Genomic DNA, 13781 nt, shown 5'->3' with positions numbered 1-13781 from the left:
GTGGCAAAACCCGTCGGCAGCTCGATAAAACGGTGTATTACAGGGGCGATATAAGAGCGCTTTTCCTTGGCACAAGGGATGGCCTGCGCTAGTTTTTTGCGCCTATCACAAGAGGGAAATTGCCATGAACAAACCGATTATTGCCGCGCTGATGCTTGCCGGTGCCGCTATTCCACTCGCGTCCTGCGGGAGCGAAGCCGAACAGCCCGCAGAAGCCGCCCCCGCGAACACTATCGCCGGGATCGAGATTACCAACGCCCGACTGGTCCTGCCTCCGGTCGCCGGCAATCCGGCCGCTGTCTACTTCGATCTCGCCAACAAGGGTGATCGCAGTGTGACCTTCCGCAACGCCACCGTCGAAGGCGCCGGCCGGGCGGAAATGCACCAGTCGATCATGGAAGGCGACAAGATGGTGATGGGCGAAGCGCATCCCCAGACCATCCAGCCGGGAAGCAGCCTCGAATTCGCCCCGGGCGGCATGCACATAATGGTCTTCGAACTGCCCGAGGACATGGCCGCAGGCGGCACGGCCGAGGTCACGCTAGTCGCGGCGGGGAACAAGCCCCACAGCTTCACCGCGGAGATCCAAGCCGCCGGGGACGATCGCTGAACGATCTTCGCGATACGCTCGGGGTCGAAAGTCACGAGGAGCCGGTCCCTTCCGCCTGTCCGGTGGGCGGGGAACGGCCCCTCACCCCGGGCGAAATCGCCCTTGCGCGCAGCGTCTTCGGAGATGCAATCGATTATGCGCGCGTCACGATCCGCCGGCGCAAATGGTTTCCGTTCCAGCCCCGAAAGATTACGATGGCGCCGCGCGGCCATCTTCATTTCCATCCGAATTCCGCCAACTACTGCGAGGATTTCTCGCGCGAGAGCGTGATCCGTCAGGGCCTTCTGATACACGAACTGGTCCATGTCTGGCAGGTCCAGACCAAGGGTGAGTGGTATCTGGTCACCCACCGCATGCCGTGGGCACGGTATGACTATTCGCTCAAGCCCGGCTGGTCGCTCGATCGCTACGGGATCGAGCAACAGGCCGAAATCGTCAAGCACGCCTTCTGGCTTCGCAATGGAGTCAAGCTTGCAGGAGCAGCCGATCCTGCTGCCTACGACCTCCTCGTCCGCTTCCCTGGTGCGACTGGTTGACCCTACGTCATTGCCAAGTTTTCCACTGCCCCCCGGTTGAGCCAACCGGTTACAATGGATACGAATGCACGGATTGACCGGGCGGCCCAACCCGCGCCCGGCGATGAGTCATCAAAATGGAGCTTAAAGACTACGGTATGAGCCGCGAGCGCGGCTATCTTTCGCATTACGAAATCGATGAAATCACTCTTCCCGAACGCTTCGTACCGATCGTTGAAGCCGCCGGAAAACTCTCCGCACTGCTGACCTCTGGCCGCGTGCGGCACTGGCTCGATACCCTTCCCAACCCAGAGATTGACGACTGGGCCAAGACCGCCGCGGAAGAAGAAGTCCGCACCGCCATGGTGCATTATTCCTTCCTCGTGCAGGCCTATGTCTGGGGCGAGACGACCCCGCCCAAGCATCTCCCGGCAAACCTCTCGCGCCCCATGTGCGCGCTTGCCGACCGGCTCGGGCAGGCGCCCCTGCTGCCCTATTCCGGCTATGTGCTCGACAATTGGTACCGGCTCGACAAGTCGGGGCCGATCTCGCTCGACAACATCGCCATGCACCAGAACTTCCTGTGCGGAGCGGACGAGAACTGGTTCGTGCTCGTCCACGTCGCGATCGAGGCCGAAGCGGGCGTGCTGCTCGACGACGCCGCGCGGTTGGTGACGCTCGCGAAGGAAGGCGACGAGGTCGAGGCGACCCGGCTGCTCAGGGAAATGGACGAGGCCTGGGAACGTATCTACGGCCACTTCGCCCGGATGCCCGAGCAGTGCGACCCTTACATCTACTTCCATCGCGTGCGCCCTTACATCCACGGCTGGGCCAATAACCCCGCGCTGGAAGGTGGCGGCCTCGTTTACGAAGGCATGGACCGGTACGAAGGCAAGCCGCAGGCTTTCCGCGGCCAGACCGGCTCGCAATCCAGCATCGTCCCGGCGATGGATGCGCTGTTCCAGGTCGGCCATAGCGAAGACCCGCTGCGCCAGTTCCTCGATGAGTTGCACCAGTACCGTCCGGTCGAGCACCGCCGCTTTATCGAAGACCTCGCAAAGCATTCGACACTGCGCGATTTCGTCAGCGCGAGCGACAGCCAGGAGCTGAAGGACGCCTTCAACGCCTGTCTCGAGCAGTCGGCCCGCTTCCGCACGCGGCATCTCGAATATGCGGCGAGCTACATCAACAAGCAGGCCGGTTCGATTGCGGGCAACGATCCCGACGTCGGCACCGGCGGTACACCGTTCATGAAATACCTTAAAAAGCACCGTGACGAGAACCGCGTGCAGACGGTTTGAGAACTTAAAGGGGCGCTTCCTCTCGGAGCGCCCCAACCTTAGGATCAACCCTCAAAAAATTACCAATAACGTGAGTAGCGATCGTCGTAACGGCAGTCGTCGTCGACATAACGACCATCTCCGTAATAGCCATCGCACTCGTCGTTCTTGTCAGTAGCATACCCGACAACCCCGCCGATGGCAGCGCCGGCCAGAGCGTAGGTTTCGATGTCCCCGTCGGTAATTGCCGCAAGGCCTGCACCGGCCGCAGCTCCTGCAACCGCACCTTCCACGCCATAATTCTGGGCGCACGCTCCGAGGCTCAGGCTCGATAGAGCGATCGCGGGTGCGATAAACAATTTGCTTTTCATAGCTACTCTCCGTCAGCGTCCCTGTTGAATTGACTACGGAAGGAAGACACGGGCGTTCCCGGTCAGTCGTAAGTCACACCCGGCAGTCCCTGCCCGCCATCGGAGATAAAAGCGTCTATCCGTTCTTCGAGGGCCGGCAGCGGCACCGAGCCGAGCGAGAGCACCACATCGTGGAACTTGCGGATGTCAAAATCTTCGCCAAGCGCCTCTTCGGCCTTCTCGCGCACGCGGCGGATGGTCATTTCGCCCAGCTTGTAGGCGAGCGCCTGCCCCGGCCAGCTGATATAGCGATCGATCTCGGTCCCGACCTCGCGGTCGGATAGCGCCGTGTGGCTGGAAAGATACTTAACTGCCTGTTCGCGGGTCCAGCCATAGTGGTGGATGCCCGTATCGATTACCAGACGCGCCGCGCGCCACATCTCGTAGGAGAGCTGGCCGAACCGCTCATAGGGCGTGCGGTAGATACCCATCTCGTTGCCGAGATATTCGGTGTAGAGTCCCCAGCCCTCCCCGAAACCAGAGAAATAGGTCTGGCGGCGGAAGCGGGGCGCGTCGTCCTGCTCGAGGGCGATCGCTGCCTGAAAGGAATGGCCAGGTGCGCATTCGTGCATGGTGAGCGCGGGGATGTTGTAGACCGGGCGCGACGGCAGGTCGTGCGTGTTGATCTGGCAGTATTCGAGCCCGCCGCGCCCTGCAGTGTAGAAGGGCGCTATGGCTGGATCGACGGGGCGCAGGCCATGGCGGAAGCGCGGGAGGAAGCCGAAATACTCGCCCAGCTTGTCGTCTACGCGCTTGGCGGTGTAGGCGGCCACGCCCATCAGTTCGTCGGGCGTATCGGCGACGAATTGCGGATCGGTCCGCAGGAAAGTGATGAATTCGGCCAGCGTGCCGGTGAAGCCTGCCTCGTCCTTCGCCTTTTCCATCTCGGCCGTAATGCGCGCGACCTCTTCGAGGCCGATCTGGTAGATCTGTTCGGCAGTCAGGTCGAGCGTGGTGTATTGGCGGATTTGCTGGGCGTAATAGGTCTCGCCTTGCGGGAACTCACTCGCGCCGAGCGTTGTACGCGTTTCCGGCAAGTAGGTTTCGCGGAAGAATGTCAGCAAGTTGCGATAGGCGGGCGTCACTTCGCCCTGAATGGCCGAGCGAGCTTCACGCATTAGCCGTGTTTGCACCTCGGACGGGATGCGATCAGGCATATCTTCGAACGGTTTCCAAAACGGACTATCGCGATAGTCTTCCACCACATAGGCCGCTATGGAGACATCGCGTCCCTCCAACGTCACGCGGGGCACGCTGAAGCCGCGCTCCAGCCCGGCGCGGGCGTTGGATGTATGTTCCGCGAAATAGCGAGGCAGATCGTTCATCCGGCCGATGTAGTTCTCGTAATCCTCGACCGTCGAGAAAGCGCTGCGGCCGGCGAGGTAGGACCAGAAATTGCTGTCGCTGTCGAAGGGCATCTCCCATTCGGAAAAACGCGCATCACCGATATCGCTTTCGAGCAAGGTGCGCAGGACCAGCGCGTTTGTTCGTGCTTCTGCTGACAGCGCCTCCCCATCAATCGTTTCCAGCCGTTCGAGGATCTGCGCATAGCGCCTCGCTCGCGCCTGCTGGGCCGAGGGCGTTACGCTCCACAGGCGGTCGCCCCATTCAGTGCTGCCGCTCTCGGTCTCGGTCATGCGGTATTCGGCGAGATTGTAGTCGTAATACTCGTCGGCGAGCGCCATCACCCGCTCGTCCGCGCTGTCCTGCGCGTTGAGCGGTGTGGCAAAGGCAGAGGCGGCAAGGACCGCACTCGTCAAAAGGGCAGTCCTCATCGTCTCTCTCCCGATGTCGTGAATATCAGTCCGGTTTCTTCGCCACGCCGACCATGGCCGGGCGCAGGAGACGATCCTTGATCATGTAGCCGGCCTGCATTTCCTGCACGATGGTCCCCGGCTCCGCATCCGCGGTCGGGATTTCCATCATCGCCTGGTGCTGGTTGGGGTCCAGCGGCATACCCTTGGCGGCGATGCGCGTGATGCCGTTCTGGTTGAAGACCTTTTCCAGCTCGCGCTGGGTCGCCTCGATACCGGCGATAAAGCCTTTCAGCTTCTCGTCCTCGCGCTGTTCGGCGGGAATGGCGTCGAGCGCACGGCCGAGATTGTCCGCCACGCTGAGGATATCGCGGGCGAAACCGGTCGCGGCGTAATTGCGCGCGTCCTGAACGTCCTTTTCCATGCGGCGGCGCACGTTCTGCGTTTCGGCACGAGCGTAAAGCACTTCCTGCTTCGCGGTCTCGAGATCGCCGCGCAGGCTGGCAAGTGCATCGTCGAGCGCTTCATCAGCTGCGTCTTCGTCCTCGCCGCCATTGTCGCGCAGGTGTTCGGGCACGCCTTCCATCTCGCGCGCTACTTCTTCATCGACCGCCTTGTCCTGCGGTTCGTTCGTGTTCTCGTTGGTCACTTGGAAAAACCCTGTCAGCCTATTCTCTTGCCCAAGGATCGGGCCGTGAAATCCACCATGGGGACGACGCGCGCGTAATTCAACCGCGTGGGGCCGATCACGCCCAACACACCGACCACCTTTCCCTGCGCGTCGCGATAGGGCGCGGCAATTACGGATGAGCCGGAAAGCGAGAAGAGCCGGTTCTCGCTGCCGATGAAAATGCGCATGGCTTCCGCTTCGCGCGCGTTTTCGAGCAGGGTCGCGACCGATTGCTTGTTTTCGAGATCGTCGAGCAGCGAACGCACACGGTCGATATCGGCGAGCGCGCTTTCGTCGAGCAGGTTCGCCTGGCCGCGCACGATGAGCACCGGACGATGCGAAGCGTCCTCGGACCACATGGCGATACCGCGCGCAACGATATCGCGGCTGGCCTCGTCAAGGGCGCTCCGTTCGCTGGCAATCTCGCGCTCGACCAGGACCGCTGCCTCGGCGAGCGTGCGTCCGGCGGCCTTGGCGGTGAGGAAATTGCTCGCCTGTTCGAGCGAGGTTCCCAGCGCTTCCGCGGGGAGTGCGAGAATGCGGTTCTCAACCTGTCCGTCCTCGCCCACCAGCACGGCGAGCACGCGGTTGGCGTCGAGCGCGGTGAGCGAAACCTGCGCTAGGCGCGGTTCGCGGCGCGGGACCATCACCATGCCCGCCGCGCCCGAAAGGTCGGAAAGCAACGCACTGGTTTGTTCAAGCGCGCGCTCGATCGGTCCGGGGTGGCCGATCCGCTGCTCGATCGCGGCGCGTTCCTGTGCGGTCGGCTCGGCCACCTGCATCATCGCGTCTACGAAGAGGCGCAGTCCGCTGTCGGTCGGCATCCGGCCAGCGCTGGTGTGCGGCGCGGCAAGGAGGCCGCGCTGTTCCAACTCCGCCAGCACCGAGCGGATGGAGGCCGGCGACAGGTTTACCGTGCCCTCGCCCGCAAGTGCTTTCGATCCCACGGGAGAGCCGCTCTCCAGATAGCCTTCGACCACGAGCCGGAAAATCTCGCGGGCGCGGTCGGACATATCGGTGAGCGGTAGGGATTTCATGTGCTCTATCTAACCACTCCCCTTGCGGCCTCAAGGGGCAAGCGCCTAACCCGCATGACAGAGATTCGACTGCATTGGAGAAATCATGCGACCTTCAGGACGCGCGCCCGACGAAATGCGCGCCATCACCATCGAAACCGGTTACACCAAGCACGCCGAGGGCAGCTGCCTGATCAGCTTCGGCGAGACCAAGGTGCTGTGTACGGCATCCGTCGAAGAACGCATCCCGCCGTGGCTTCGCGGCAGGGGCGAAGGCTGGGTCACGGGCGAGTATTCCATGCTCCCGCGCGCCACGCACACCCGCGGCCAGCGCGAAGCGGCCAAGGGCAAGCAGAGCGGACGAACGCAGGAAATCCAGCGCCTTATCGGGCGGAGCTTGCGCGCCGTAGTCGATCACAAGAAGCTCGGCGAACGGCAGATCACGCTCGATTGCGACGTCATCCAGGCGGACGGCGGCACGCGCACGGCCTCAATCTCTGGCGCATGGGTGGCCCTTCGCCTTGCCGTCAACGAATTGATGAAGTCGGGCGACCTCGTGGAAGACCCGATCACCGCCAAGGTCGCGGCCGTGTCCTGCGGCATCTACAAGGGCACGCCGGTGCTCGACCTCGACTATCCCGAAGACAGCAACGCCGATGCGGACGCGAACTTCGTGCTGATCGAAGGCGGCAAGATCGCCGAAGCGCAGGCCACCGCCGAGGGCGCGCCCTATGACGAGGAAGCCTTCCTGCGCCTCCTCCGCCTCGCCCAGATGGGCTGCGCAGACATCTTCCGCGCGCAGGACGAGGCCACGCGCAAATGACACGCCGGATCGGTTCGGGCAGCCTCGTGATTGCCACGCACAACGCGGGCAAATTGAAGGAGATTTCGGCGCTTCTCGATCCTTATGGGGTCAAGTGCATCTCCGCAGGTTCGCTGGGCTTGCCCGAACCGCCGGAAACCGGGACTACCTTTGTCCAGAACGCGCTTTTGAAGGCGCGGGCTGCGGCGGAGGCCTCCGGCCTTCCCGCCCTAGCCGACGACAGCGGGTTGTCGGTCGATGCACTCGACGGGCGCCCCGGGGTCTACACCGCCGACTGGGCCGAGCGGCAACATTTCGAAGGCGACCCGGGCCGCGACTGGTACATGGCCATGGGCAAGGTCGAAGGGATGCTCCAGCAGAAGGGTGCCGATGTGGACCGATCCTGCGCCTTCCATTGTGTCCTCGCGCTAGCCTGGCCCGATGGCGAGCAGGTGGTCTACGAGGGCACCGCGCCCGGCACACTCACATGGCCGCCGCGCGGAGAGACGGGCTTCGGCTATGACCCGGTCTTCGTGCCCAAGGGCCGCGACCAGACCTTCGCCGAAATCGCGCCGGAGGAAAAGCACGCCATCAGCCACCGGGCCGATGCCTTCGCCAAGATGGTCGCCGAGCAATTCGGGTGATCAGTAAGCTTTCTGGCCCCAGACATTGCCGGCCGGCCAGTAACGACAAACCAGCACGTCCCACCCGCGATCGTTGACCACCGAGCAGCCGACTTCCTTCGTGTCGCGCCACACGATTTGGGTGTAATGCGCCACGTCGGCCCATTTCCCGGTGCGGGAGATCTCGGGGAAATTGCCGTGGGTGTAGTGCTTCTTCTCGTCGATCATCATGTCGAGTCCGACGACCACATCCCACTGGCCCTGGCTACCCATCCATAGGTTCTCGCCGGTGGAGTTGCGCGTGCGCAAGTCGGCGTGCTCGAGCCGCCCCTTGCGAGCCAGTTCATGGCCCCACTGCTTCGCCTCGCGCTCCAGCGCACGGTTCCACTTCAGGCGCGGCAGGCCGAGCCGCTCGCGCTCCCGATTGTGCGCGTCGAGCATCCGCACGGCGAGCCGGTCGCTCATGCGGTTGTCATAGCGTTCATGCGCCCGATATTGCGCCGGTGACGCGCTTTCCCTCGCGCTTGCAGCCACCGTAATACCCGTGGCACATAGCGCAGCGATGGCGGCGCCTGCCGCGATGATGATTTTCGACCCGTCCATGCCGCTTTTCTGGCGTGGTTCTGCTTAATTTGATGTGAAGGCATATCTTGGCCCGTTCGCTCTACATCCACTGGCCTTTCTGCCTCGCGAAATGTCCCTATTGCGACTTCAACAGCCATGTACGCGAACGCACCGATATGGCTGAGTGGGAAGCCGCCCTGCTCGCCGACATGCGCGCGGAATTTGCTGCGACGAAAAGTGAAGAACCGCTCATAAGTATCTTTTTTGGCGGAGGAACACCTTCGCTCATGCCACCTGCGCTGGTGGCGTCACTGCTGCGCGAGGCCGAACGTCTGTGGGGCTTTTCGCCGGACATCGAGATCACGCTCGAAGGCAATCCCTCTTCGGTCGAGGCGGCCAATTTTGCCGATCTGGCGAATGTGGGGATCAACCGCGTCTCGCTAGGCGTGCAATCGCTGCGGGGCGATGTGCTCAAATTCCTCGGGCGACTGCACGGTGTCGAGGAGGCACTGAAAGCGACAGAGACGGCGCAGAGGCTGTTCGACCGCGTGTCGATCGACCTGATCTATGCCCGCCCCGACCAGACCGAGGACGAATGGCGTCAGGAATTGTCCGAAGCGTTGGCGCTCGGCACTTCGCACCTCTCGCTCTACCAGCTGACCATCGAGCCCTCTACCCGCTTCGCCACCGATGTCCGGCGCGGAGTGTTCGATCCGCTGGCCGACGACCCCGCGGCCGATCTCTTCGCCCTCACCCGCGAGATGACCGCCGCCGCCGGTGTGCCGGCCTATGAGATCAGCAACCACGCGCGGCCGGGCGAGGAGAGCCGCCACAACCTCACCTACTGGCGCTATCGCGATTACCACGGCATCGGTCCTGGCGCGCATGGACGGCGCGGGGGCGTGGCGACGACGCGGCACAAGAAGCCGGAGAACTTCCTCGCCGCGGTTACCGCGCAGGGCGATGGCATTGCCGAGCATCGCGTGTTGGGTCTGCGCGAACAGGCGAGCGAGGCGATGCTCATGGGGCTGCGCCTGACCGAGGGCGTGGACCTGCAGGATTTGAAGGGCCGCTTCGGGGTCGAACGTGCGCAGCTTGTCGAGCCGGCCAAGCTGGCGCTCTATGGCGACCTCGGCCTCGTAAGGATGGAGGGCGAGCGTCTCTTCGTCACCGACGCCGGCATGCCGCTACTCGATGCCCTGCTCGGCGAAATCGTCCCGGCGGAACTGGTCAGCCCTTGAGCCGTCAGGAGGTCCTCGGCGCGTGGCACGATCACCTGGCGCACGGCCTGCGTCGCTCGCCGCACACGGTCCGCGCTTATCACAAGGCAGCCGAGCGGTTGCTCTCCCGCCTCCATCTCCATGAATTCGACCAAATCGCCGAGCTCTCGGCTGGTAAGCTGCGCACGCATCTCGCCTCGCGGCGCAGCGATGGCCTGTCCAACGCATCGGCCGCGCGGGAACTGTCGGCGCTCAAATCCTTCATTGGTTTTGCCCGCGCGCAGGCTGGCCACGAGCAGACCGACGCGCCGCGGATGCGCGGGCCTCGCTTGAAGAAGGGCCTCCCCCGTCCCGTCACCCCCGATGACGCCATCGGCCTTGCCGAGACGATAGAGGAACTGGCTGTCGACGGATGGGTCGGCGCGCGCGATCGGGCGGTGCTGCTGCTTCTCTATGGAGCCGGCATGCGGATATCAGAGGCGCTTTCGCTCAAGGGCGGCGACCTGCCGCTGGGCGAAACGCTCACCGTCACCGGCAAAGGCAACAAGCAGCGCGTCGTGCCGCTGCTGCCTCTCGTTCGCGACTCGGTCGCCACCTACGTCAAGCAATGTCCTTGGCCGCTCGGGCCGAAGGACCCGCTGTTTCGCGGCGTCAAAGGCGGCGTGCTCTCACAGGGGGTGGTCCAGAAGGCGACCGCACGCGCCCGGCGCGCACTCGGCCTGCCCGACACCGCGACACCCCATGCCCTGCGGCACAGCTTCGCGACGCATCTGCTCGGAGCGGGAGCCGATCTTCGAAGCCTGCAGGAGCTACTTGGCCATGCGAGCCTCGGCTCGACGCAAATCTACACCAAGGTCGACGCTGCCAGCCTGCTCGACACCTATCGCAATGCCCACCCGCGCGAGCGTGAGGACTGATCACATGGCCGCGTGACGGCGCTCGATCGCGTCCCAGATCAGCCCCGCCGTGTCGGTACCGTTGAATTTGTCGATGGCGACGATGCCGGTGGGGGAGGTCACGTTAATTTCGGTCAGCCATTTTCCGCCGATGACATCGATCCCAACGAAGACGAGGCCACGCTTTTTCAGCTCCGGCCCCATCGCCGTGCATATTTCCTCCTCGCGCGGCGTCAGCGTGGCCGATTCCGCATGGCCGCCCTGCGCGAGATTCGAACGAAACTCACCTTCGCCGGGGAAGCGGTTGATTGCGCCTGCGAATTCTCCGTCGACCAGCACGATCCGCTTGTCGCCCTCCGAAACTTCCGGAAGGAAGGGCTGGATCATGTGAGGCTCGGGCCATGTCATATCGAAGACCTCGCTCAGCGCCGACAGGTTGGTGCCGTCCGCGTCGAGCCGGAAGATCGCCTTGCCGCCATTGCCGTGGAGCGGCTTGATGACGACCGATCCGTGTTCCTGCTGGAAGGCTTTCAGATCGTCGAGATGGCGCGCGATCATCGTCGGCGGCATGAACCGCGCGTAGTCGAGCACGAACATTTTTTCCGGCGCGTTCACCACTTCGCGCGGGTCGTTGATGACCAGCGTCGTGCCCTTTAACCGGTCGAGCAGGAAGGCGGCGCTGATATAGCCCAGATGGAACGGCGGGTCCTGCCGCATCAGAATGACGTCGATATCCTGCGCGAGGTCGATGCGGCGACGCTCCCCGGCGGAGAAGTGGTCGCCTTCCACCCGCTGTACCGTCACCGGCGCGGCATGGGCCGTGATCTTTCCGGCAGGCGTGCCGTCACTCTGCCACGCGAGGCTGGAGACGTCGTAATGCCAGACCTCGTGCCCACGCTCCTGCGCGGAGAGCATAAGCGCAAAACTGCTGTCGCCCGCGATCTTAATGCTTTCGAGCGGGTCCATCTGGACGGCGACGCGTAGGGTCATTTCAAACTCCGATCATCCTGAGCCCGTCGAAGGATCAGGGCTGCCAGGCGTTGGCGATGTGCCGAGGGAACGCGCCGGGCGCAAGGAGGATCACGTCCACGCGAATATCTTCGCCCTCGCCCGTATAACGATGCGCCACCGCCTCGCTCGCCGCGGCAACCCGAGCGAGCCGGCGCTGGTCGATCGCGTGGTCGAGTTCCTCACGCCTCTTGCGCCACTTCACTTCGACGAACGCGACCAGTTTCCCGCGTTTCGCGACAATGTCGATCTCGCCCGCCGGGGTCTTCACGCGGGTATCGAGGATTTGCCAGCCCTTGGCCTTGAGCCAGAACGCAGCGCGCGTTTCGCCGTCGCGGCCGCTTTGTTCGGCCCTTTGCCGCTTCATTCGGATTTCATCTCCATCGCGCGGGCATAGAGCGTCTTGCGATCGAGACCGGTGGCTTTCGATACCTGCGCGGCAGCCTGGCTGGCCTTCATCGTCTGCATCGCCTCGCGCAGCATGGCGTCCGCATCGGCATCGCTGGGCGCGTGTTCTTCAGGCGGGCCGACGAGAAGGACGATTTCGCCTTTTGGCGGATGCGCGTCGTAATAGGCCAACAGCCCGTCGGCGAGGCCCCGGCGGCATTCCTCGTGGAGCTTGGTGAGCTCGCGCGCGACGGCGATCTCGCGCTCGGGCATGACCTCATGCAGCGCGGCGAGCGATTTGAGGAGGCGTGGCCCGGTCTCGTAGAATACCAGCGTGGCGTCTGTGGCGCCCAATTCCTCCAGTGTCTCGCGCCGCGCTTTCTCCTTGGCAGGCAGGAAGCCGGCAAACAGGAAGCGGTCGTTCGGCAGCCCGGCTAGCGTCAGGCCGACCACGGCGGCACACGCCCCCGGAAGGCTGGTGACGGGTATCCCCTCGGTCCGGCAATCGTTGACGAGGCGGTAGCCCGGATCGGAGATCATCGGCGTACCCGCATCGCTGACCAGCGCCACCGCGCGGGTGCGCATCGATTCGACGAGACGGCCCCGGTCGCGATGCTCGCTGTGATCGTCGTAGCGCCACAGCGGCTTGGAAATGCCGAGATGCTTCAGCAGCTTGCCCGTAACCCGCGTATCCTCGCACGCCACCCCGTCGCAGCGTGACAGGATGTCCACGGCGCGCAGGGTGATATCGCCGAGATTCCCGATAGGGGTGGCAACAAGGTAAAGACCGGGTGTAAGGCCTTCGGGAAGAGGTTGGGCGTTGTCGCTCACCCTCCCCCCATGAACCACATTCGAGGGACGCGGCAAGAATGAACCGAGCATTTGTCACCCGGCGCAACATGATGATGGCCGCAGGCGCGGTCCTGCTTTCGGGCTGTTCGATCATTCCCAAGGGCGGCGACACGCCGACGACCGGCACGCCCACGCCCGAGCCGAGCGCGACCAGCCTGCCGCAGGACGAGGGGGTTCACCGCGTGGCGCTGCTCGTACCCCTGTCGGGGCAGAACGGAGAGGTCGGACAGGCGATTGCCAACGCGACTACCATGGCGATCCTCGATACCGAGGCCGACAACCTGCGCATCACCACCTATGACACCGCTCAGGGGCCACAGGCCGCCGCGCGCAAGGCGATTGCGGATGGCAACAAGGTGATTCTCGGGCCGCTGCTCGGCAGCAACGTGGTGTCGGTGCGCGCCGAAGCCTCGTCCGCCGGTGTACCGATCATCAGCTTTTCGAACGATGCCACCGTCGCCGGACCCGGTGTCTTCGTGATGGGCCATATCCCCGAACAGTCGATCGCCCGCAGCGTCGAATACGCGCGCGACAATGGAGCGGACGCTTTCGCCATTCTCGCGCCCGACGGGGACTACGGCAACCGCGCCGAGGCGGCGCTGCGCTCGGCGCTGTCGGACCATGGCGGCAATCTGGTCGCGGGCGAGAGGTATTCGCGCACCAACACTTCGGTGGTGAGTGCAGCCGGGCGGCTCAAACAGCGCGGCGGCTTCGATGCCGTGCTGATCGCCGATGGCGGGAGCAATTCGATCCGCGGCGCCGAAGGGGTGAAGTCCAGCGGCCTGCGCATCCTCGGCACCGAACGATGGAGCGGCGATAGCGCGGTCCTGCGATCGACCGCCCTTCGCGGTGCGCTGTTCTCGGCGGTTATCGACGGGCGCTATGGCGGCTTCGTGCGCAGCTACGAGGAGCGTTTCGGCGGACAGCCCTACCGGGTCGCAACGCTCGGCTATGACGCCGTTCTCCTGACGCTGCGCGCCGCGCGGGACTGGAGGGTCGGTCGGCCCTTCCCCACGAATGTCTTGTTCCAGTCGGGCGGTTTCGACGGGGTCGATGGTCCCTTCCGCTTCCAGCGCAACGGCGTGGTCGAACGCGCGATGGAGGTGCGCCGCGTAACCAGTGGCGATGTCGAGATCGTGTCGCCGGCCCCGAAGGGCTTCTGACAGGCGGATAA

Annotated in this window: 16 protein-coding genes; 8 read left to right on the top strand and 8 right to left on the bottom strand. The window is 64.0% G+C overall.

Annotated features, from left to right (window positions below):
- Positions 1-124 precede the first annotated feature (124 nt).
- The 3 genes from ED21_RS01785 (at position 125) to ED21_RS01775 (ending at position 2426) form a co-directional block, all read left to right on the top strand.
- Complete coding sequence (locus ED21_RS01785) at positions 125-610, top strand: copper chaperone PCu(A)C (protein ID WP_006832102.1); 486 nt, start codon at positions 125-127, stop codon at positions 608-610.
- Positions 611-672: 62 nt separating this feature from the next.
- Positions 673-1146, top strand: coding sequence for a hypothetical protein (locus tag ED21_RS01780; RefSeq protein WP_006832101.1), 474 nt, complete (start codon positions 673-675; stop codon positions 1144-1146).
- A gap of 116 nt (positions 1147-1262) precedes the next feature.
- A complete protein-coding gene (locus ED21_RS01775) occupies positions 1263-2426 on the top strand; it encodes an indoleamine 2,3-dioxygenase (protein WP_006832100.1) in 1164 nt (387 codons plus the stop codon).
- Positions 2427-2485: 59 nt separating this feature from the next.
- Here ED21_RS01775 and ED21_RS01770 read toward each other — a convergent pair whose 3' ends face one another.
- The 4 genes from ED21_RS01770 to hrcA all read right to left on the bottom strand — a co-directional run bounded on the left by ED21_RS01770 (position 2486) and on the right by hrcA (position 6276).
- Complete coding sequence (locus tag ED21_RS01770; RefSeq protein WP_006832099.1) at positions 2486-2776, bottom strand: glycine zipper domain-containing protein; 291 nt, start codon at positions 2774-2776, stop codon at positions 2486-2488.
- 62 nt (positions 2777-2838) lie between these two features.
- The gene (locus ED21_RS01765) at positions 2839-4590 is read right to left on the bottom strand and encodes a DUF885 family protein (RefSeq protein WP_034920954.1); all 1752 of its coding nucleotides are present in this window, start codon (positions 4588-4590) and stop codon (positions 2839-2841) included.
- Positions 4591-4615: 25 nt separating this feature from the next.
- The gene (gene grpE / locus ED21_RS01760; RefSeq protein ID WP_006832097.1) at positions 4616-5218 is read right to left on the bottom strand and encodes a nucleotide exchange factor GrpE; all 603 of its coding nucleotides are present in this window, start codon (positions 5216-5218) and stop codon (positions 4616-4618) included.
- Positions 5219-5232: 14 nt separating this feature from the next.
- The gene (gene hrcA, locus ED21_RS01755) at positions 5233-6276 is read right to left on the bottom strand and encodes a heat-inducible transcriptional repressor HrcA (RefSeq protein WP_006832096.1); all 1044 of its coding nucleotides are present in this window, start codon (positions 6274-6276) and stop codon (positions 5233-5235) included.
- A gap of 85 nt (positions 6277-6361) precedes the next feature.
- Here hrcA and rph point away from each other — a divergent pair, with 85 nt between their 5' ends.
- Positions 6362-7078: a ribonuclease PH gene (gene rph / locus ED21_RS01750; RefSeq protein ID WP_006832094.1), complete on the top strand. Its 717-nt coding sequence runs from the start codon at positions 6362-6364 to the stop codon at positions 7076-7078.
- Entirely contained in the window at positions 7075-7701 is a 627-nt protein-coding gene (gene rdgB / locus ED21_RS01745; protein WP_006832093.1) for an RdgB/HAM1 family non-canonical purine NTP pyrophosphatase, read from the top strand. The genes rph and rdgB overlap by 4 nt, the downstream gene beginning before the upstream one ends.
- On the opposite strand, the gene ED21_RS01740 is transcribed toward rdgB, so the two are convergent.
- Complete coding sequence (locus ED21_RS01740; protein WP_006832092.1) at positions 7702-8283, bottom strand: CAP domain-containing protein; 582 nt, start codon at positions 8281-8283, stop codon at positions 7702-7704.
- A 47-nt stretch (positions 8284-8330) separates the two neighbouring features.
- Here ED21_RS01740 and hemW point away from each other — a divergent pair, with 47 nt between their 5' ends.
- On the top strand, positions 8331-9485 hold the full coding sequence (gene hemW / locus ED21_RS01735; protein WP_006832091.1) for a radical SAM family heme chaperone HemW: 1155 nt from the start codon (positions 8331-8333) through the stop codon (positions 9483-9485).
- Positions 9482-10381 carry a tyrosine recombinase XerC gene (locus tag ED21_RS01730; protein ID WP_006832090.1) on the top strand — a complete coding sequence of 300 codons (900 nt, stop codon included), beginning with the start codon at positions 9482-9484 and terminating at the stop codon, positions 10379-10381. Before hemW ends, ED21_RS01730 begins: the two co-directional genes overlap by 4 nt.
- On the opposite strand, the gene gshB is transcribed toward ED21_RS01730, so the two are convergent.
- Genes gshB through rsmI form a run of 3 tightly spaced genes read right to left on the bottom strand, consistent with a single transcriptional unit; the run spans position 10382 to position 12586 of the window.
- Complete coding sequence (gshB, locus tag ED21_RS01725) at positions 10382-11350, bottom strand: glutathione synthase (RefSeq protein WP_006832089.1); 969 nt, start codon at positions 11348-11350, stop codon at positions 10382-10384.
- Positions 11351-11384: 34 nt separating this feature from the next.
- On the bottom strand, positions 11385-11735 hold the full coding sequence (locus ED21_RS01720) for a YraN family protein (protein ID WP_006832088.1): 351 nt from the start codon (positions 11733-11735) through the stop codon (positions 11385-11387).
- The gene (rsmI, locus tag ED21_RS01715) at positions 11732-12586 is read right to left on the bottom strand and encodes a 16S rRNA (cytidine(1402)-2'-O)-methyltransferase (RefSeq protein ID WP_006832087.1); all 855 of its coding nucleotides are present in this window, start codon (positions 12584-12586) and stop codon (positions 11732-11734) included. Before rsmI ends, ED21_RS01720 begins: the two co-directional genes overlap by 4 nt.
- 38 nt (positions 12587-12624) lie before the next feature.
- On the opposite strand from rsmI, the gene ED21_RS01710 reads away from it, so the two are divergent.
- Positions 12625-13770: a penicillin-binding protein activator gene (locus ED21_RS01710; RefSeq protein ID WP_034920950.1), complete on the top strand. Its 1146-nt coding sequence runs from the start codon at positions 12625-12627 to the stop codon at positions 13768-13770.
- Positions 13771-13781: the final 11 nt, after the last annotated feature.

Source organism: Erythrobacter sp. SD-21 (assembly GCF_000181515.1).
GTDB lineage: Bacteria > Pseudomonadota > Alphaproteobacteria > Sphingomonadales > Sphingomonadaceae > Qipengyuania.
This window is presented reverse-complemented; position numbering and strand designations above follow the sequence as displayed.

Coding starts and splice junctions, on each gene's coding strand:
- ED21_RS01775 (WP_006832100.1), top strand. CDS start 1,263: ATGGAGCTTAAAGACTACGGTATGAGCCGCGAGCGCGGCTATCTTTCG.
- ED21_RS01740 (WP_006832092.1), bottom strand. CDS start 8,283: ATGGACGGGTCGAAAATCATCATCGCGGCAGGCGCCGCCATCGCTGCG.
- ED21_RS01785 (WP_006832102.1), top strand. CDS start 125: ATGAACAAACCGATTATTGCCGCGCTGATGCTTGCCGGTGCCGCTATT.
- ED21_RS01770 (WP_006832099.1), bottom strand. CDS start 2,776: ATGAAAAGCAAATTGTTTATCGCACCCGCGATCGCTCTATCGAGCCTG.
- gshB (WP_006832089.1), bottom strand. CDS start 11,350: ATGACCCTACGCGTCGCCGTCCAGATGGACCCGCTCGAAAGCATTAAG.
- ED21_RS01765 (WP_034920954.1), bottom strand. CDS start 4,590: ATGAGGACTGCCCTTTTGACGAGTGCGGTCCTTGCCGCCTCTGCCTTT.
- rdgB (WP_006832093.1), top strand. CDS start 7,075: ATGACACGCCGGATCGGTTCGGGCAGCCTCGTGATTGCCACGCACAAC.
- rph (WP_006832094.1), top strand. CDS start 6,362: ATGCGACCTTCAGGACGCGCGCCCGACGAAATGCGCGCCATCACCATC.
- ED21_RS01720 (WP_006832088.1), bottom strand. CDS start 11,735: ATGAAGCGGCAAAGGGCCGAACAAAGCGGCCGCGACGGCGAAACGCGC.
- ED21_RS01710 (WP_034920950.1), top strand. CDS start 12,625: ATGAACCGAGCATTTGTCACCCGGCGCAACATGATGATGGCCGCAGGC.
- hrcA (WP_006832096.1), bottom strand. CDS start 6,276: ATGAAATCCCTACCGCTCACCGATATGTCCGACCGCGCCCGCGAGATT.